The sequence below is a fragment of the Microbacterium enclense genome (assembly GCF_001456955.1).
Taxonomy (GTDB): domain Bacteria; phylum Actinomycetota; class Actinomycetes; order Actinomycetales; family Microbacteriaceae; genus Microbacterium; species Microbacterium enclense.
Genome location: NZ_KQ758467.1, coordinates 710,608 through 729,078 on the forward strand (window position 1 = coordinate 710,608; position 18,471 = coordinate 729,078).

Sequence of the window (18,471 nt, forward strand, 5' to 3'; positions counted from 1 at the left end):
ATGACCGACATCGACTGGGACGAACTCCGTTCCGCCGCGACGGATGCCATGCACCGCGCGTACGCGCCCTACTCCCGCTTCAAGGTGGGCGCTGCCGCGCTCGTCGCCGACGGCCGCATCGTCTCGGGATGCAACGTCGAGAACGCCTCGTACGGGGTGACGCTCTGCGCCGAGTGCGGACTGGTGTCCGAGCTGCACATGTCGGGCGGGGGCCAGCTGGTCGCGTTCGTCTGCGTCGACGGGGAGGGCCGCACCCTCATGCCGTGCGGGCGCTGCCGTCAGTTGCTGTTCGAGCACGCGATCCCGGGCATGCTGCTCGAGACCGTCAGCGGCATCCGGACCATCGACGAGGTGCTGCCCGATGCGTTCGGTCCGCGCGACCTCGAGGAGGCGGCCCGGTGACCTATCGACAGGCTCAGGGACCGGTGCCGGAGGCCTACGACGCGGTCGACATCATCCGCGCGCAGCGCGACGGGCGCGCCATCACCGAGGGTGAGATCCGCTGGCTGGTCGACGCGTACACCCGTGGCTACGTGATGGACGCGCAGATGTCGGCCTTCACCATGGCGGTATTGCTGAACGGTCTCGGCCGTGACCAGATCCGCGTGCTGACCGACGCGATGATCGCCTCGGGTGAGCGGATGGACTTCTCCTCCCTCGGCAAGGTCACCGTCGACAAGCACTCCACCGGCGGAGTGGGCGACAAGATCACCCTGCCGCTGGCCCCCCTCGTCGCTGCCTTCGGCGTCGCCGTGCCGCAGCTCTCGGGCCGCGGGCTCGGGCACACCGGCGGAACGCTCGACAAGCTCGAGTCGATCCCCGGCTGGCGCGCGGCGCTGTCGAACGACGAGATCATGGCGCAGCTCGCCGACGTGGGCGCGGTCATCTGCGCGGCGGGTACGGGCCTGGCCCCGGCCGACAAGAAGCTCTACGCGCTGCGCGACGTCACCGGCACGGTCGAGGCGATCCCCCTGATCGCGTCGAGCATCATGTCGAAGAAGATCGCCGAGGGCACCGACTCGCTCGTGCTCGACGTGAAGTTCGGCTCGGGCGCCTTCATGCAGGACATCGACCGCGCGCGCGAGCTCGCCGAGACGATGGTCGCCCTCGGCACGGATTCGGGCGTGAACACCACCGCCCTGCTCACCGACATGAACACCCCGCTGGGTCTCGCCATCGGCAACGCCAACGAGGTGCGCGAATCGGTCGAGGTGCTCGCCGGCGGCGGCCCCGCCGACGTGGTGGAGCTGACCGTGTCGCTCGCGCGTGAGATGCTCGCCCTCGCCGGCCAGCCCGACGCCGACGTCGAGAAGGCGCTGCAGGACGGTCGCGCGATGGACGTGTGGAACCGCATGATCCGCGCACAGGACGGCGACCCGGATGCCGCACTCCCGACGCCGCGCGAGACGCACACGGTCGTCGCCGAGCGATCGGGCGTCGTCACCCGCGTCGAGGCCCTGCCCTTCGGCATCGGCGCGTGGCGCCTGGGCGCCGGTCGCGCCCGCGCCGAGGACGCGGTCGTGCACGCCGCGGGCATCGACCTGCACGTCACCGTCGGCCAATCGGTCGCCGCCGGTCAGCCGTTGTTCACCCTGTCGGCCGACGACGAGTCGCGGTTCGAGCGAGCGCTCGGGGCCGTCGAGGGAGCACTCGAGATCGGCGACGCCGCCCCCGCCGCGTCGCCGCTCGTGCGTGAGCGGATCACCGCGTGATGGCATCCGGAAAGAAGAGCACCGTGGCATCCGACGACTTTCGCATCGGCCGCACCAAGATCGCCGACCTGCCCAAGGTCTCGCTGCACGATCACCTCGACGGCGGGCTGCGCCCCCAGACGGTGCTCGAGCTCGCCGACGAGATCGGCCTCGACCTGCCCGCACAGGATGCGAAGGGCCTCGGGGCGTGGTTCTCGGACCACATCGACGGCGGGTCGCTCGAGGACTACCTCGAGAAGTTCTCGCTCACCGTCGGCGTGATGCAGACGCGCGAGGGACTCGTGCGCACGGCGAAGGAGTTCGTCGAAGACCTCGCCGCCGACGGCGTCGTCTACGGCGAGGTGCGCTGGGCACCCGAGCAGCACCTCACCCGGGGCCTCAGCCTCGACGAGGTCGTGGATGCCGTGCAGGAGGGCATCGAGGAGGGCGAGGATGCCGCCGACGCGCGCGGTCACGACATCCGCGTCGGTCAGCTGCTCACCGCCCTGCGTCACAACGACAACGCGCGCGACATCGCCGAACTCGCGGTGTCGTGGCGCGGGCGCGGAGTGGTCGGCTTCGATCTCGCCGGACCCGAAGACGGCTTCCTGCCGTCGGGGCACCGCGCCGCGTTCGACTACCTCGCCGAGCGGTTCTTCCCCACGACCGTGCACGCAGGGGAGGGTGCCGGTCTGGCATCCATCCGCTCCGCGCTCATCGACGGGCGCGCGCTGCGGCTCGGCCACGGCGTGCGCATCGCCAACGACCTCGACGTCGTCTCGCGCGAGGGCGAAGAGGTGCAGGTCACCTTCGGCGACCTGGCCCGCTGGGTACGCGACCGCGAGATCACGCTCGAGCTGTCGCCGACGTCGAACCTGCAGTCGGGGGCCGTCACGGCGTGGGGCGACACGATGGACGCGCACCCGTTCGACCTGCTCTACCAGCTCGACTTCTCGGTCACCGTGAACGTCGACAACCGCCTGATGAGCGCCACCACCCTGACCCGCGAGCTGGGGCTGCTGGCGCAGGCGTTCGAGTACGACCTCGACGACCTCGAGGCGTTCCAGCTCAACGCCGCCGCCGGAGCGTTCCTGCCGGTGGAGGAGCGCGAGGAGCTCATCGAGATCATCTCGGAGGGCTTCCGGCGCTGACGTCGGCCGAGTCGGGGCCCGCCACTCGGATCGGGGGCATCGCGGGACGCTCAGGAGGCGGGGGTGACGATCGTGTACCGCGTGCTCGGTCGTCCCGCGGTGCTGTAGTCGAGGCTGCGCGTGCACTCACCGTCCTCGGCGAGGTGCTCGAGGTACCGCCGGCAGCTCACCCGAGACAGACCCAGATGGTCGGCGACCTCGGCAGCGGTGGCCGACCCCAGCTCGCCGAGGGCCGTCCGCACCAGGTCGAGGGTGGGGCGGGACAGTCCCTTCGGCAGCGGGCGGCGCGTCATGGGGCGTAGCACCGCGTCGACGCCCCGCTGGTCGAGCGAGCCCGCCACCGCCGCCGACGATCGGCGCTCGGCGAGGACGTCGTCAATCCGCGCGTGCAGCTCGCCGGCCGTGAACGGCTTCACGAGATAGTGCTGCACGCCCATCAGACGCGCGGTTCGCACGGTGTCGACGTCGCGGGCCGCGGTGACGGCGATCACCTCCGGCTGCACGAGCGTGCCGTCCGCGCGCACCGCCCGTAACGCGTCGAGGCCCGAGAAGCCCGGCAGGTGCACATCGAGCAGGACGAGATCGGGACGGAGTTCGGCCACCGCCGAGACGGCATCCGGTCCGCTTCCGGCGGTGCCGACCAGCTCGCACGCGGAGTGCGCCGAGACGAACCGCCCGTGCAGCGAGGCGACGGCGGGGATGTCGTCGACGACGAGCACGCGCAGCATCACGACACCCGCTCCGCCGCGGGGAGGACCACCTCGAAGCGCGCACCGCCCAGCGGGGAGCGCTCGACACGGGCGTCGCCACCGCGGCGACGGGCCACCCGCCGGACGAGCGCGAAACCGATGCCGCGCGACCGGGCGTTCGTACCCTTCGTGCTCACGCCCTCGTCGAACACGCGCGCACGCAGGGCGTCGGGGACGCCGGCGCCGCTGTCGTCGACCCGGACCCGCACCGCATGGTCGTCGGCATCCACCGCCACCCGCAGACGGTCGCCGGGCCGGCACGCGTCCAGGGCGTTGTCGACGAGGTTCCCGACCACGGTGATGAGATCGCCCACAAAGTCCGGCGGCGGAGTGCCGTGCGCGACCACGTCGAGCGCCACGTCGAGCTCGCGTGCGCGGGCGAGCTTGACCGACAGCAGAGCGGTCACCTCGCTGCCGAGGGTCGCGGCATCCGGTCCCGGATCCAGCGGGCCGCCCGGTCGGACCTGGGCGATGAACTCCCGCGCGTCGTCCCACGCGCCGAGCTCGAGCAGCCCCGACACCACGTGCAGCGAGTTGGCGAACTCGTGCGCCTGAGCGCGCAGACCCTCGGTGAGCGACTGCTGCCCGTCCATGCTGCGCAGCGCCTCGTGCAGCTCGCTGTGGTCGCGCAGGAGCAGGGTGCCGCCCACCATGCGGCCGCGGTCGTCGCGGAGCCCGGTCGATCGGGCGATCACGGGGCGTTCGCCGGCCAGCACGAGCCGGCCCTCTGGCTCGCCGTCTTCCATGGCCTGCAGGAGCGGGCCGTCCAGCGTCTCGTCGGCGCGGCGTCCTGCGAGCGTGCCGCGACCGATGAGGCGTTCCGCGGCGTCGTTGGCGCTCGTGACGATGCCGCGATGGTCGACGCGGATCACCCCCTCGCTGAGGCGGTGCAGCATGGTCTCGCGCTCGCCCACCAGCTCGGCGATCTCATCGGGCTCGAGGCCCAGGATGCGGCGGCGGATGAGCGCCGACACCCAGGCGGCGCCGAAGACCCCGGCCACCGCGGCTCCGCCGAACGCGAGGAAGAGCCCCGGCAGCCGCGACTGCAGGTCGGCGGCGAGCTCGGACTCGAGCACCCCGACCGACACCGCGCCGATGACCGGGGCGGTCTCGTCGTCGCCGTCGGCGAAGACCGGCACCTTCACCCGGTAGGACTGGCCCAGCGTGCCCGTCTCGGTTCCCGACCACACCTGGCCCGACAGCGGGATGGAGGGGTCGGTCGACACGATCTCGCCGATGCGGTCGGGATTCGGGTGCGAGAGACGGATGCCGTCGAGGTCGGTCACCACGACGTAGGTCAACGCCGATGCCTCGCGGATGACCTCAGCCACCGGTTGGATCGCCGCGGAGGGGTCGGGATCGTCGAACGCCTCGACGATGACCGGCAGTCGAGCGATCGACAGGGCCACCCCGACCATGCGCTCGCGGTAGGAGTCGCGGATCGCGCTCTCTTGGATCCAGACGGTGACGATGCCCGCCCCGAGGGTCACGACGCACACGATCAACGCCTGCAGCAGCAAGAGCTGCAGTCTCAGCGACAGTGCTCGGACCACGGTTCATTGTCTCCCGGGGTGGGCGGAAGGAGCAGTCCCGTGCGCGACCAATAGTTGCCGAACTCGTTGTTAGTTGCACAAGCGCGACGCGTCCCGCAGCCGTTACCTACGGTGAGCCATCAGCGGAGAGGCGACGGCGCCTCCCCGAACTCGAAGAGGAGTACCGCGCATGCGTCGCACCACCATCGCCCTCGTCCCCCTGGCTGCGCTCTCTCTCGCGGCTCTCACCGGCTGCAACCCGCAGGGTGCGGGCGCCGGCGGGGCAGCAGCCTCGCAGGATGCGGCATCCATCGACTCCGTCAACATCATCGTCCCCGCCGACCCGGGGGGCGGCTGGGATCAGACCGGTCGCGCCGTCTCCGACGTGCTGACCGGCGCCAGCCTGGTGGGCACCGCCGCCGTGAGCAACGTCGGCGGCGCCGGCGGCACGGTCGGCCTCGCCTCACTGGCCAACGAACGCGACCCCTACACGCTGATGGTGACGGGCCTGGTCATGGTCGGTGCCGTCGAGACGAACGCCGCCGAGAACCGCATCGAGGACACCACGCCGATCGCCCGCCTCACGGAGGAGCCGCTCGTCGTGGTGGTGCCCGCCACGAGCGAGTACCAGACGCTCCAGGACCTCGTCGATGCCATCGTCGCCCAGGGGCAGGGTGTCACCATCACCGGCGGCTCCGCCGGCGGTGCCGACCACATCCTCGCGGGACTCCTGCTCGAGGAGGCCGGGCTCTCGGGCGCCGACATCACCGAGAAGCTCAACTACGTGCCGAACGCCGGTGGCGGCGAGGCCGTCTCGCTGCTGCTGGGCAACAACGCCGCGGCCGGCATCTCGGGTGTGGGCGAGTTCGCCGAGTACGTCGAGTCGGGCGACCTGCGCGCGCTCGCCGTCTCGAGCGAGGAAGCCGCCACCCTGCTGCCCGACGTGCCCACCATGACCTCCGAGGGCTTCGACGTCGTCTACACCAACTGGCGCGGCCTGCTCGCCCCCGGTGGCATCAGCGAGGCGGATGCCGAGGGCCTCACCTCCCTGGTCACCTCGATGCACGAGTCGGGCGCGTGGAAGGACGTGCTCGAGGAGCGCGGCTGGACCGACGCCTTCCTGACCGGGGAAGAATTCACCTCCTTCGTCGACGAGAACATCGTCGACGTGTCGGGGACGCTGAAGAACATCGGGTTGATCTCGTGACGACCACCGAGGTACCGGGGGCGGGCACCGCGCGCCCCCGGTGGGGCGCCGACCGGATCGGCAACGCGATCTTCGCCGGCGTCGTCTTCGGCCTCGGCGTGTTCGCCCTCGTGGGCGCCTTCGCCATCCGCGTCCCCGCGGGGCAGGCGATCGGCCCGCAGGTGTTCCCCTTCGCCGTCGCGCTGATCCTGCTCGGCTCCGGTGGCGCGCTCGTGGTCGCGGCGCTGCGCGGCCAGGTCGCGCCGCGCGAAGAGGGTGAGGACATCGACCCGGATGCCAAGACCGACTGGTGGACGATCCTCAAGCTCGTCGCGCTGCTGGTCGCCGTGCTGCTGCTGCTCGAACTGCTGGGCTGGTGGATGGTCGCCGCCCTCCTGTTCGGCGGCGTCGCCTGGACCCTCGGTGCCAAGCGCCCCTGGGTCGCCTTCCTCGCCGGGCTGGTCATCGGCATCGGCACCCAGCTCCTCTTCGGCGAGGGCCTGGGCCTCTTCCTTCCCCGCGGGGCCGCCTTCGACTGGTGGTACGGCCCCGGACCCCTGTTCGGCTAGGAGACCGTCGACATGGATGCTGTGAACTCCCTCATGGAGGGCTTCGCCACGGCGCTGCAGCCGGAGTACCTGCTCTTCGCGCTGCTCGGCGTCGTCATCGGAACCGCGGTCGGAGTGCTCCCGGGCATCGGCCCGGCCATGACCGTGGCCCTGCTGCTGCCCCTGACCTACTCGCTGTCGCCGACGGCGGCCATCATCACCTTCGCGGGCATCTACTACGGCGGGATGTACGGTGGCTCGACCACCAGCATCCTGTTGAACACCCCGGGTGAGTCGGCATCCGTCATCACCGCCATCGAGGGCAACAAGATGGCGAAGCTCGGGCGCGGAGCCGCGGCCCTCGCGACGGCCGCCATCGGCTCGTTCATCGCGGGAACGATCGCGACCGCACTGCTGACGCTGTTCGCGCCGCTGCTCGCCCGTTTCGCGGTCAACCTCTCACCGGCGGACTTCGTCGCCCTCATCGTGGTGGCCTTCGTCACGGTGGGCGCACTGCTGGGGTCGTCGCCGTCTCGCGGCCTCGCCTCGCTCGGCATCGGCCTGCTCGTCGGCCTCATCGGCACCGAGGCGACCACCGGCCAGGCGCGGTACACGATGGGGATCCTCGCGCTGTCCGACGGCGTGAGCGTCGTGCTCGTGGCCGTGGGCCTGTTCGCGGTGGGGGAGACGCTGTACGTCGCCGCGCGCCTCCGACACGGGCCCATTCCCGTCATCCCGGTCACGCGGGGCTGGCGCAGTTGGATGACGCGCGAGGATTGGCGTCGCTCGTGGAAGCCGTGGCTGCGCGGCACCTTCATCGGCTTCCCCATCGGCACCATCCCGGCCGGCGGCGCCGACGTCGCGACCTTCCTGTCGTACGCCAGCGAGAAGAAGCTGTCGAAGAACAAGGAGCAGTTCGGCCGCGGTGCGATCGAGGGCGTCGCCGGACCCGAGGCGGCCAACAACGCCGCCGCGGCGGGCGTGCTGGTGCCGCTGCTGACCCTGGGCCTTCCGACGACGGCCACCGCGGCCATCATCATCACGGCCTTCCAGTCGTACGGCATCCAACCCGGACCCCAGCTCTTCCAGAACCAGGGCGACCTCGTCTGGGCGCTGATCGCGAGCCTGTACATCGGCAATGTGCTGCTCATCGTGCTGAACCTGCCGCTCGCGGGACTGTGGGTGAAGGTGCTGCAGATCCCGCGGCCGTACCTGTACGCCGGCATCCTCACCTTCGCGGTGCTCGGCGCGTACGCGGTGAGCTTCTCGACGCTCGACATCGTGATCCTCTTGATCGTCGGCGCGCTCGGGTACTTCATGCGGCGCTTCGGCTTCCCGATCGCGCCGCTCATCGTGGGGCTGATCCTCGGGCCCATGGGCGAGCAGCAACTGCGCAAGGCACTGCAGCTCAGCCAGGGCAACGTCGCCGACCTGTTCCTGCACCCGTTCGCCGCGTCGGCGTACGTCGTGCTGGCGGTGTTCCTCGTGGTGGGGCTGTGGCTCAAGCGCCGTCAGAGCCGTTACGAGCGGGCCCTCGAGGCGTCGCTGGCCGCAACCGAGGGGCACCCGCAGGCGGCGGTCGACCACCTGTGGGAGCCGGGGGAACGTCCGACCGACGTGCGCACCGAGACGATCCGCGCGGAGCTGGCAGCCGAGAAGGCCCGCGCCGCTCGTGAGGATCCGCCTCGCCGGTAGCGCCCCGCACCATGCGATCGGCTGTCCGAAACACGCCGCCATAGCCCGTGGCATCCGGCGTGGCTCGGACACCCGACGTTTTTTACGGAATTGCCCGCGGGGCGCGGGTCACGCGGGCGGCGGATCGGCCGTCGAACCTGCGACGGGCAGGTCGCGCGCGGCGGTGAGGGGGCGCCGCGGGGGCCGACCGGCCCACCAGACGTAGACGCCCGCAGCCAGCACGGCGGCGGCGAGCACGAAGATCCACCACGGGAACGTGGGGATCTCGGGGTGGGCGCCCGCGCCGTCGAGGTCGGCTTGGGGGGTGGGGATGACGCGCTCCCCGGTGACCAGGATGCGGTGGCTGTTGACACCGAGAGGCGTGCAGGTGACGAGGGTGACGAGGTCTCGGCCGACGACCGGCGCGAGCGACTCGGTGTCCTCCGGCTCGACGACCCGCGTGTCGACGACGCGATAGACCAGCACCTCACCGAACACCTCGATGGTGAAGGTGTCGTCGAGGCCGACGCGGTCGAGGTGGGTGAAGAGCTCGGCCGTCGCGAGCCCGCGGTGCGCGGTCAGCACGGAGTGGGTGGTGTCGCCGCCCACCGGCAGCGCGGTGCCCTCGAGGTGCCCCACGCCCTCGTAGAGCACCTGCTCGCTGGTGCCGTGGTACACCGGCAGATCGACGGCGATGGCGGGGATCTTCAACCGCGCCATGAGGCCCGCGGCATCCGACCGCAACTGCTCGGCGTAGTCGCTGGACTGATCGGGGGAGTTGGCCAACGGAAGGCGTTCGTTCGCCGCGATCTCGGCGCCGCCGTCGACGAGGCGGGTGTTGTAGGCGCGGGCCGCGTCGAGCTGGTCGGCGAGGGTGTCGGCGCCGAGGTCGCGGATCTGGTTCGAGTAACCGTCGATGACCTGCGACTGCACGTACTGGGCGAACCACGCGGCCACCGTCGGGTACATCAACAGCCCGACTCCCGCGAGGGCGCCGATGGCGAGGGCCAGGGAGACGAGCGAGAGCTTCCACGTCGGGCGACGGCGGTCGCGCCGGAGCGGAGCCGACGAAGGGGACGACGGCGCGGCATCGTGCCGCACCGTCGTCCCCCTCTTCATGCGGTGAGCGATCAGGCCGCGGCCTGGACCGCGCGCGTGCGGCGACGCGAGACGACGAACGCCGCGCCGACCATGGCGGTCAGCAGGGCCGCGCCACCGACGCCGAACCACAGGCCGCCGTCGCCACCCGTGATGGGCAGGGCGAACGCGGGCACCTGGTTGTGCGCGAACTCGACGTAGTTGCGGATGTTGCCCGTCGTCGAGGTCGGGCCGGGGACGACCGCGGTCACGACGCGATCGGGCGAGGGCAGCTGGTACCCGGTCGGGGGAACCGTCTCGCGCACCCAGTAGTTGCCGGGCGTGATGATCGGGATGATGACGTTGCCGTCGGCGCCGGTCGTCCAGGTGGACGAGCCGTTGATCACGATCGGGTTGGCGCCGTTGATGGCATCCTGCTCGGTGAGGAACACCTGGTAGACCGCGCCGGCGAGCGGCACGCGCGCGCCGTTCGAGGTGGTGTAGGCCGACACGGTGAGCTGGCCGATGGGCGTCGAGCCGGTGACCGACTCGGTCGCGCCGTTGACGTTCGCCGTCGCGGTGTTGACGATCACGCCGCTGGCGGGGATCGCCGTGGCGCGGGTCAGCACGTTGAACGTCACCGTTCCGCCCTGGAGGCCCGCCAGACGCGTGCGGCCGGCGGCGGTGAAGTCCAGCACGAGGTTGCCGCCCGTGTTGGTGATCGTGTAATCGGTGCCCACGGTGAAGGTCTGCGCCGTACCGGCCGCGTTGGTGACGACCACGTTCGACGGCGTGACGCCCGGGGGCACGGTGGCCGCGGTCAGGTAGGTCAGCTCGGCGGGCAGCACGTCGGTCAGCGTGAAGACGTCGATCGCGTCACCGGCCGCCAGCGTCGGGATCGACGAGGCGATCGCCCAGCGGATGAGGTCGGGGTTGCGCTGCTCGACCGACCCGTCGGGCGCGGGCACGCGTGTCTTGGTCAGCTGGGTGACGGCGTTCTTGGGGTAGACGTGCACGTCGTAGATCCACTGGTTGGCGGGCGAGCCCGCCGCTCCCGTGGGCGTGGGCAGCGTCACCAGGAACGGCGCGGCCGGGTTGGTGGCGGTGTCGGGCAGCTGGGTCTCGGTCACGAGGTACACGCCGATGGGCAGGCCGGTGGGGTACTGCACGGGATCGGGCGAGAACGTCGCGATGCCCGCGGCGTTGGACTCCGACGAGACGAAGCTCACCGTGTTGGGACGCTGGGCGGCCTGCGCGGGGGTGAGGGACGCTGCCTGCGTCCACCCGGCGGCCGTGGTCAGGTCGATGCCCGACACGAGCGTCGCGGTGAACTGCGCGCCCGCCAGCGGGTCGGCCGGGGGCGTGGCCAGCTGCTGGCCCGTCGACGTCGGGTTCAGCGGCGTCGAGGGACCGAGCGCGTGCTTGTGCAGCGTCAAGGTGCGGTTGATCGTCGGGTCGATGTTGCCCGGCAGCGTCACCGCCGATGCCGGGGAGACGGCGCCGACGGCGGCGAGGGCCCCGATGGCGAGGACGCTGAGAACGGCGCCCGCTTTCTTGCGGATGGACATGGTGGTTCCTCTCGGATGATGGAGTGCGATGCGGAAGTGGTGCGGTCGGCGGCGTCGCGCGACGGGAGGGCTCATGTCGGAAGGCTCCCTCCCCTGCGTCTGCGGTGGATGACGGCGCCCACGACGGTGAGGGCGAGCAGGAGGCCTCCGGCGATGGCGAACGTGTCGGCGCCGACACCGCCCGTGAGGGGCAGCACGGGGCCCACGACGGGGGCGTTGACGAAGCGGTAGACGACGTTCTGGCCGGCGGCGGGGGCCGTGACGCTGCGACCGGTGACCGGCGTCCAGGTCGAGCCGTCGAGTCGCTCGAGGCGAAGGGTGAGGTAGGCCAGGCGCGTGCCGGCCACGGTGGGCGTCTCGCTGAGGGTGTAGCCGTGCCCCGGGCGCACCTCGAAGGTGCTCGCGGCGTTGCCGGCGACCGGGTCGTAGGCCGCGCCCACGCGGCTCTGCGTCGGCAGCGTCGCCCCGGTGAGGGCCGCGGGCGCGGCGGTCACCGTCCAGGTGGAGGGGACGAAGCCGGGGCTCGGGGCGGTGACGTCCTTCAGCAGCGTCATGGTGGCGGTGGCGTTGGTGACGGTGCAGGTGACGGCGGCACCGGTGCGCACCGTCACGTCGCTCGTGGCGGTGACCGCGACCTCCGCGCCCGTCGACTCGACGCAGCGCCAGGCCCCGACCTGCACGTAGGCGGCGTTCGTGCCGGTCTCGCTGAGCCGATACGGGCGCGCGGGCGAGACCGGGACGTTCGTGGTCGCCGCGGTGCCGGTGCGGCCGGTGGGACCCGCGAGGGCGCCGGTGGGGCCGGTCGCCGTCAACGTCCAGTCGGTCGCGGCCGCCGAGCCCGACGACACCGTCTTCACCAGGGTGAGAGAGGTGACCGGCTGGTTGACGAGCGTGCACGCGACGACCGCCGAGGGGGCGATGCCGGTGAGGGTGCCGCTCACCACCCCGCCCGTGGTGGTGAACGCGACGGCCCGTTCGGTGCCGTTGACCGTGCACGTGCCGCTGACGAAGGTGAAGCGCGTCTGCTGCACCTCGGAGATCGTGAGCGTGGCGCGTGACGCCGCCGAGCCGAACAGCACGCTCCACACGGCGTTGCCCGCGGCGTCGCTGGTCTGGCGCGGTGCCTCGCTGGGCAGCACGGTCGCCGTTCCAGCGGTGGCGGTGGCGGCCGTGCCCAGGCTCCAGCCGGCCGCGGGCGCCGACTGGTTGGTCGCCGGGTCGAGGACGCGTTTGGTCACCGTCACCGTGGCCACGGGGCTGGGGGAGTTGAAGAACGTGCACACGACGTTCGCGCCGAAGCGGTCGGGCATGGTCACGGTCGCCGTGGCCGCGCTGGCGCTGGTGATGCGGATGCCGTCGGTCCAGCACTCGAGACGCACGGTGTACACCCCGATGGCCGAGGCGGATCCCGCCGCCATCGTCTCCGAGACGGTCAACGTCGAGCCGATCGTGGCGGGGAAGGCGCCGACCTGCGCGGCCTGCCGCCCAGTCGCCGCGCCCGTGGTCGTCGCCGTGCCGAGCGTGCCGTTCGCATCGGCGAGGGTGAGCTGGAACTGGTCGGCGGCTGCCGCGCGCCCCACGACGTTCTTCTGCACGGTGACGGTGCCGGGGCTGTTGCAGCTGGCGAGGTCGGTCGCGGCGAAGTCGATGCGCGGGGTGCCGGCGACCCGCGTCCACGTCGTGGGGTCGAACTCGTAGGTGCTGGTGCTGCTGGAGAGGTAGATGGTGCCGCGGGGCGAGAAGGCGATGCCGTTGACGCTGCCGAAGGCGGGTGTGGCATCCAATCCGTTCAGGGTGCGCGTCGTCGACGTGCTGACGGCGAGGGTGCCGCCGGTGGCGGCGGCGAGGGTGTCGGCGGTGACGGTGAAGATGGCCGCGCTGCTGGCGTTGTTGACCGTGGCGGCGCCGAGGACGTAGAGGTTGCCGCGGTTGTCGAAGGCCATGTCGCCGTTGCCGTTGGGCGAGGTGCCGGCGCTGAACGAGCCCAGGTAGGTGAAGCGGGATGCCGTGGGGGCGGACTCCGTGAAGCTCCACAGGTAGAACGAGCCGTTGTTGTACTTGCCGAACAGATAGCGGCCCGTGACGAGGTCGATGGCTCCGGCGACGATGCTGCCGCCGATCGCCGTTCCCGTGCGATCCGCCGTCGTGTACGCCGTGTTTGCCAGCGTCTCGAAGCCGCCGGTCGGCGTCCATTTGAGGATGGACAGCACGTTGGCGGCATCCGTTGATCGGTTCAGGGCGTACGCGGCGGTGCCGCCGGCGGCGACGCCGAGCGCGTTGGCGCCGGTGACGTTGCTCCACGAACCGACGCCGGCCTGCGCACCGGTCGATCCGTCGGCCTGGATCAGCGCGCCGTTCGTGGTCACGCCGTAGAAGAGCCCGCTGTCGCAGAACAGGCGGGGCTGCTGCAGGGTGTTGGTGAAGGTGCACACGACCTCGGCGCCGTCGTCCGACGGCATGGTGAGGGGGCCGGAGCGCGAGGTGCCGGCGGCGATGACCGTGCCGTCGCGGGTGCACTCGTAGGAGCTGGCGTAGCCGAGTGCGACACCGGCGGTGGGCGCCTCGGCGATCGTGTACGTGGCTCCGGCCTCGACGATCTGGCGCGACACCTGCGCCGCCTGCACCCCCGTGGCGGTGCCCGTGGTCGTCGCCGAGGCGATCACGGTGCTGCCGCTGCGCACCGACAGGGTGAACTGGTCGGTGGAGGCGAGGCGCGCGGGGAGGTTCTTGCGCACGGTGAGACGCGAGGCGGGGGTGACCGTGAGGGTGGCGGAATCGGGGGCGATCAGCGGAGTGACCACGTTGGCGGGGGCGTTGGTGAAGGTGGCCTCGGCGGATGCCACGACGTTCACCGTGATCGTGCACGAGCTCGCTCCGGAGGCGAGGTCGCCCCCCACCGCCGCGATGCTCCCCGACCCGGCGAGGGCGGTGACCGCGAACGCGGTTCCGGTGACCTGCGTGCACGTGCCGCCGACGGCCGGCGTCGGCGCGACCGTGAGGCCCGCGGGGAGGGTGTTCGTGAACGACCAGTCGTTCTTGGCGATGCCCTCCGACGTGTTGGTGATCGTGTAGGTGAGGGTCGAGGGCGTTCCGACGGGGACGCTCGCGGGGCTGAACGAGAAGTCGAGGCTCGGGGTCACGTCGAGCACGCGCAGGTTGTCGACGCCGAAGCCGCTGCCGGTGCCGGTGGTGCTGTTCGACAGGCGCAGACGCGCGGAGGCGATCTGCGCCGGGGTGAGCAACGCGGCGGACGAGCCGGTGTAGACCGCGGCGCGGGCCGACGCGCTGATGGCGGGATCGCCGACACCGGCGATGACGCCGCCGGAGCGCTCCAGCACGGGGGAGGAGCTGTAGAACACCGGTCCGGTCAGGCTGCAGGGAGTGATGGGGGCGGCGAAGGGTGCGAGAAGGGTGGTCGAGCCGGAGAAGAGGATGGGCGTCAGCGACGGTGCGCCCGTCGAGCAGCCGGCCGCTGCGGCGTTCAACCGCAGCGTGTAGTACCTCGACCCGGCCGCGGCGATCCCGAGAGCGGCATTCGACTCCGCCACGGTCGTGCCACCCGGCGTCGCGGTGGGGTAGCCCACCAGGGCGTGATTGGTGCGGGTCGCATCGGTCGATCCGACGGCCGGAGCCGTCGACGACTGCGACCCGGCGACGCCCGCCGCGACCTGGCCGAGCACGTCGGCGAGTCGGCGCACCTCGCGGGCGGCGAGCGTCGAGAACAGTCCGTTGGTCAAGACCTGCCGCGGGCAGCTGCTGGTCTCGTTCGGGTAGTACGCCGCGTTGTAGTTCACCAGCACGCCGGTGCAGGTGGAGGGCGTCGACCAGCCCGGGGATGCGGTGTACCGCCCGCTCGCGTACGCCGTCAGGGCGGAGGGGGCCGTGGCGTTCAGACCCTGCTCGAAGTTCTCGCCCCAGACCTCGATCGGCGCCTCCGGCACACCCGCCGCGAGGATGCCGATGCGCGCGTCCTCGGGCGCTGCACGCAACTGCACCGACCGCTCGGACTCGTCAGCGGGTGCGTCGGGGGCCGTGTCGACGGCGTCGGGCGTCTGCGTGAGCTCGTCGGTCGGTGCGATGCGGGGCCCGGCGTCGTCCGGCTGGGCGGGCGCATCGGGCGCCGGGGTGGGGGATGCGTCGGTGTCGTCGTCGACCGGCGGTTCGGGCGTGGGCGGGGTCGACGTGGCTTCGTCGGTCGGGGGCGGCGTGGGTGTCGACGCCGCCACCGACGTGGATGGTGTCGGCGACGCAGCAGGAGTCGGTGCGGCGCTCGCCGCTGTCACGCCCGAACCGAGCAGCACCGCCAACACAGCCACAGTGGCGGCGGTGGAGGCGGCACGCGTGCGCGCGGGACGCGCGACGGGGCGGCGGGGCGACAACATGGGCCTTTCGCACGACGCTCGGCGTCGCATCGGGTCGACGAATCACCGCCGGAGGGGGCGGCGGATTCGGTGAGCGGACGTGATCCCGGCTTTTTCTCGGTCGTATGGAACGAGCGATGCCCGGCATTTCAAATCGTAGGAATAGCACCGCCTCCGCGCGGTGGTGCGACTACTGAATGCACTACTGGTTGTGAACTACCTATTTCCGCCGATGCGGTCTGTGCGGCCAGCGTCGTGCGTATCCGGGCTTGTCCGTCGGTATCCGGGCGGTCGCGAGCGACCGATGATCGCCGGATGCCGTGCGACAGCCGAGAGGGGTGCCGCGCGACGCGTGCGTGACTCCGGAGATCAGAGGGTGGAGAGTGCGAACAGTTCGATCACCCGGCTCGGTGCCGCGGTTCTTCCGGAGTCCGGCGCACCGCGCGCCCGGCACGGAGGGCGCGCGGCTCAGGGGCGCGGCAGGAATCCGGCGAGCTGCTCGGCGATCACGCGGTCGACCTCGGCCGGGTCGGCGGTGGGCCGCCCGTCGCCGGGCTGCGGCCCGTAGGCGCCGAAGGAGGCGTGCGAGGCGCCGGGAATCTCGATAAAGGTCGTGGTCGGGGGCAGCTCGCCCTTGGCATCCGCGATCTTCTGCGGCGTCGACAAGCCGTCCGCCGAGCCGGAGAGGCTGAGCACCGGGAGTCCGGATGCCGAGAGGTCGTTCGCGCAGTACGAGGCGAACAGCACCAGCGCGTCGGCGTCGGAGGCCAGCTGGCATGCGCGTACGCCGCCGAGGGAGTGTCCGCCGACGGCCCAGGTGGTGACGTCGGGGGCCAGCTCGATGTAGGTCGACAGGGGACGCGGGTCGAAGAACGCGAGGTTCAGCCAGGGCTTGGTGATGACGACCGTGATGCCGTCGCCGACGACCGTATCGGCGAGGGTGGCGATGTAGCCCTCGGCCTCGACCTTCGCGCCCGGGATGAAGACGAGGCCCTGCCCGGTCGCCCCGGCCGAGGGGGTGAGGACGATGCCGGCACCGTCATCGGTGATCGACAGCCCCGGGTTCGCCCGCGCGGCGGCGAGCGGTTCGGCTTCGGCTCCCATGACACCGACCTGGCTGTAGATCAGGATGCCGGCGACCAGCAGCACGACGAGGGTGCCCAGGCCCCCGAGGATCCACCGCAGAACACGACGACGCCGGCGGGGCGCTCGGGGCGCTCCGCCGGCGTCGGACGGGGTCGTGTCGGTCACCCTCCGAGGGTAACCCGGTGCTCAGACCGCGAGAGCCCCCTGACGGGTCGCGACGATCTCGGCGACCCGGGCGAACAACGGGTGATCGGGCGAGAGGCCGGTGACCTCGGCGGTGAACGCGTCGGCGTCGAGCTCACGGAGCATCCGCTGCAGGTCGACGGCCTGGGCGTCCTCGGCATCCGAGAACTCCAGGGCCGCGGCCATCGCGGCGACGAGCGCGTCGACGGGAAGACCTCGCTCGACGGCCTCGGCCGCGGGGCCGACGAACCGTTCGTGCCGCGAGAGCTTGCGCAGCGGCTGCCGGCCCACGCGCCAGACCGTGTCGGGCAGCGCGTCGTTGCGGAAGCGTCGCAGGATCGTCGCGCGGTACTCGCCCTGCACCGCGGCATCCAGCTCGTGCTTCTCGACGAGCAGCGCGCTGGTCTCTTCGAGCGCGGCCTCCACCTTCGCGGCGATCACGGGGTCGGCGAGGGCGTCGGAGATGCGCTCGGCGCCGGCCTGCGCGCCGAAGTACGCCGTGGTGGCGTGCCCGGTGTTCACCGTGAAGAGTTTGCGCTCGATGTACGGCTCGAGGTCGTCGACGAAGTGCGCACCCGGGATGTGCGGCGGGGTGTCGCCGAAGGGCGCCCGTTCGATCGCCCACTCGTAGAACGGCTCGACGGTGACATCGACACCGCCCTGCGCCTGTGCCGGAACGATGCGGTCGACCGCGGTGTTGGCGAACACCGCCCGCGCGGCCAGGGCGTCCCACGACTCGCCGGCGAGCTCGATGACGTGCTCGCGCAGCTGGTCGGTCGCACCGATCGCGTTCTCGCACGCCATGATCTGCAGCGGCGCGAGGGAGGGGTCGCGAAGCGCCAGACCCGCGACGATGTGCGGGGCGACGAACTTCAGGATGGTCGGGCCGACGGCGGTGGTGACCACGTCGGCCGTGGCGATCTCGTCGATGAGCGCCTCGGCATCCACCGAGCTGTCGATGGCACGGAACCCCGTCACCTCTTTGTCGACGCCACCCTCGCCCACCTCGTGGACGGTGTACGACGTGGCGTCGTTGATCGCCGCGACCAGCGCCGCGGAGACGTCGGAGAAGACGAGGTCGTAGCCGCCCTCGTGCAGCAGCAGTCCGACGAAGCCGCGGCCGATGTTGCCGGCGCCGAAGTGGACGGCCTTCATGCGTTGACGGAACCCGACAGGGCCTCGTAGAGCTCCTCGGGGGAGGAGGCGGCCTTCAGGCGCGCGACGTCGTCCTCTTCCGAGAAGAGGATGGCGATCTGCGACAGGATCTCGAGGTGCTCGTCGCCCTTGCCGGCGATGCCGACGACGAACGTCACGGGCTCCCCGCCCCAGTCGACGCCGCCGTCGTAGCGGACGACGCTGAGGCCCGAGGCGAGGATCGCCTGCTTGGTCTCGTTGGTGCCGTGGGGGATGGCGAGCTCGTTGCCCATGTACGTCGACACGGTCTCTTCACGTGCCTGCATGGCGGCGAAGTAGTCGGCGGTGACGGAGCCGGCAGCCTGGAGCAGGTCGGCGGCTTCTTTCATCGCCTCCTCGCGGGTGGCGCTCCCGGGGTGGATGCGGACGGATTCGATGCGGAGGACGTTCGACATGGTTCTCGCCTTTCTCGTCGTGCTGTCCAGCCTCGCAAAACGCGGGCCGGACGGGAAGACGAAGGGGCCGGGGTTG

14 protein-coding genes are annotated in these 18,471 nt (G+C 71.5%); 6 read left to right on the forward strand and 8 right to left on the reverse strand.

Translation table 11 applies throughout. The features are described 5' to 3' along the window. Genes AS029_RS03250 through AS029_RS03260 form a run of 3 tightly spaced genes read left to right on the forward strand, consistent with a single transcriptional unit; the run spans position 1 to position 2,842 of the window. Positions 1 to 402, forward strand: coding sequence for a cytidine deaminase (locus AS029_RS03250; RefSeq protein ID WP_058231121.1), 402 nt, complete (start codon positions 1 to 3; stop codon positions 400 to 402). Beyond that, positions 399 to 1,712, forward strand: coding sequence for a thymidine phosphorylase (locus AS029_RS03255; RefSeq protein WP_175456619.1), 1,314 nt, complete (start codon positions 399 to 401; stop codon positions 1,710 to 1,712). The genes AS029_RS03250 and AS029_RS03255 overlap by 4 nt, the downstream gene beginning before the upstream one ends. Next, the gene (locus AS029_RS03260) at positions 1,712 to 2,842 is read left to right on the forward strand and encodes an adenosine deaminase (RefSeq protein ID WP_228375868.1); all 1,131 of its coding nucleotides are present in this window, start codon (positions 1,712 to 1,714) and stop codon (positions 2,840 to 2,842) included. The genes AS029_RS03255 and AS029_RS03260 overlap by 1 nt, the downstream gene beginning before the upstream one ends. A 50-nt stretch (positions 2,843 to 2,892) precedes the next feature. Here the strand turns inward: AS029_RS03260 and AS029_RS03265 are convergent, their stop codons facing one another. After that, a complete protein-coding gene (locus AS029_RS03265; protein WP_074615835.1) occupies positions 2,893 to 3,570 on the reverse strand; it encodes a response regulator in 678 nt (225 codons plus the stop codon). Then, positions 3,570 to 5,144, reverse strand: a complete 1,575-nt coding sequence (locus AS029_RS03270; protein WP_058231123.1) for an ATP-binding protein — start codon at positions 5,142 to 5,144, stop codon at positions 3,570 to 3,572. Before AS029_RS03270 ends, AS029_RS03265 begins: the two co-directional genes overlap by 1 nt. Before the next feature lie 169 nt (positions 5,145 to 5,313). On the opposite strand from AS029_RS03270, the gene AS029_RS03275 reads away from it, so the two are divergent. The 3 genes from AS029_RS03275 to AS029_RS03285 are packed head-to-tail and all read left to right on the forward strand — an operon-like array spanning position 5,314 to position 8,552. Beyond that, positions 5,314 to 6,330: a Bug family tripartite tricarboxylate transporter substrate binding protein gene (locus AS029_RS03275; RefSeq protein WP_058231124.1), complete on the forward strand. Its 1,017-nt coding sequence runs from the start codon at positions 5,314 to 5,316 to the stop codon at positions 6,328 to 6,330. After that, positions 6,327 to 6,878, forward strand: coding sequence for a tripartite tricarboxylate transporter TctB family protein (locus AS029_RS03280; protein WP_058231125.1), 552 nt, complete (start codon positions 6,327 to 6,329; stop codon positions 6,876 to 6,878). The genes AS029_RS03275 and AS029_RS03280 overlap by 4 nt, the downstream gene beginning before the upstream one ends. Before the next feature lie 12 nt (positions 6,879 to 6,890). Further along, positions 6,891 to 8,552: a tripartite tricarboxylate transporter permease gene (locus tag AS029_RS03285; RefSeq protein WP_082642116.1), complete on the forward strand. Its 1,662-nt coding sequence runs from the start codon at positions 6,891 to 6,893 to the stop codon at positions 8,550 to 8,552. A 108-nt stretch (positions 8,553 to 8,660) separates the two neighbouring features. On the opposite strand, the gene AS029_RS03290 is transcribed toward AS029_RS03285, so the two are convergent. The 6 genes from AS029_RS03290 to AS029_RS03315 form a co-directional block, all read right to left on the reverse strand. Then, on the reverse strand, positions 8,661 to 9,632 hold the full coding sequence (locus AS029_RS03290; protein ID WP_228375864.1) for a class C sortase: 972 nt from the start codon (positions 9,630 to 9,632) through the stop codon (positions 8,661 to 8,663). A 29-nt stretch (positions 9,633 to 9,661) separates the two neighbouring features. Further along, on the reverse strand, positions 9,662 to 11,176 hold the full coding sequence (locus tag AS029_RS03295) for a SpaH/EbpB family LPXTG-anchored major pilin (protein WP_058231127.1): 1,515 nt from the start codon (positions 11,174 to 11,176) through the stop codon (positions 9,662 to 9,664). Positions 11,177 to 11,247: 71 nt separating this feature from the next. After that, entirely contained in the window at positions 11,248 to 15,558 is a 4,311-nt protein-coding gene (locus AS029_RS03300; protein ID WP_058231128.1) for a DUF7933 domain-containing protein, read from the reverse strand. A 447-nt stretch (positions 15,559 to 16,005) separates the two neighbouring features. Further along, positions 16,006 to 16,788, reverse strand: coding sequence for an alpha/beta hydrolase (locus AS029_RS03305; protein ID WP_058231129.1), 783 nt, complete (start codon positions 16,786 to 16,788; stop codon positions 16,006 to 16,008). A 21-nt stretch (positions 16,789 to 16,809) separates the two neighbouring features. After that, on the reverse strand, positions 16,810 to 17,961 hold the full coding sequence (locus tag AS029_RS03310) for a mannitol-1-phosphate 5-dehydrogenase (protein WP_058231130.1): 1,152 nt from the start codon (positions 17,959 to 17,961) through the stop codon (positions 16,810 to 16,812). Further along, positions 17,958 to 18,395: a PTS mannitol transporter subunit IIA gene (locus AS029_RS03315; protein WP_058231131.1), complete on the reverse strand. Its 438-nt coding sequence runs from the start codon at positions 18,393 to 18,395 to the stop codon at positions 17,958 to 17,960. The genes AS029_RS03310 and AS029_RS03315 overlap by 4 nt, the downstream gene beginning before the upstream one ends. Positions 18,396 to 18,471: the final 76 nt, after the last annotated feature.

Coding starts and splice junctions, on each gene's coding strand:
- AS029_RS03310 (WP_058231130.1), bottom strand. CDS start 17,961: ATGAAGGCCGTCCACTTCGGCGCCGGCAACATCGGCCGCGGCTTCGTC.
- AS029_RS03285 (WP_082642116.1), top strand. CDS start 6,891: ATGGATGCTGTGAACTCCCTCATGGAGGGCTTCGCCACGGCGCTGCAG.
- AS029_RS03250 (WP_058231121.1), top strand. CDS start 1: ATGACCGACATCGACTGGGACGAACTCCGTTCCGCCGCGACGGATGCC.
- AS029_RS03275 (WP_058231124.1), top strand. CDS start 5,314: ATGCGTCGCACCACCATCGCCCTCGTCCCCCTGGCTGCGCTCTCTCTC.
- AS029_RS03315 (WP_058231131.1), bottom strand. CDS start 18,395: ATGTCGAACGTCCTCCGCATCGAATCCGTCCGCATCCACCCCGGGAGC.
- AS029_RS03265 (WP_074615835.1), bottom strand. CDS start 3,570: ATGCTGCGCGTGCTCGTCGTCGACGACATCCCCGCCGTCGCCTCGCTG.
- AS029_RS03300 (WP_058231128.1), bottom strand. CDS start 15,558: ATGTTGTCGCCCCGCCGCCCCGTCGCGCGTCCCGCGCGCACGCGTGCC.
- AS029_RS03260 (WP_228375868.1), top strand. CDS start 1,712: ATGGCATCCGGAAAGAAGAGCACCGTGGCATCCGACGACTTTCGCATC.
- AS029_RS03295 (WP_058231127.1), bottom strand. CDS start 11,176: ATGTCCATCCGCAAGAAAGCGGGCGCCGTTCTCAGCGTCCTCGCCATC.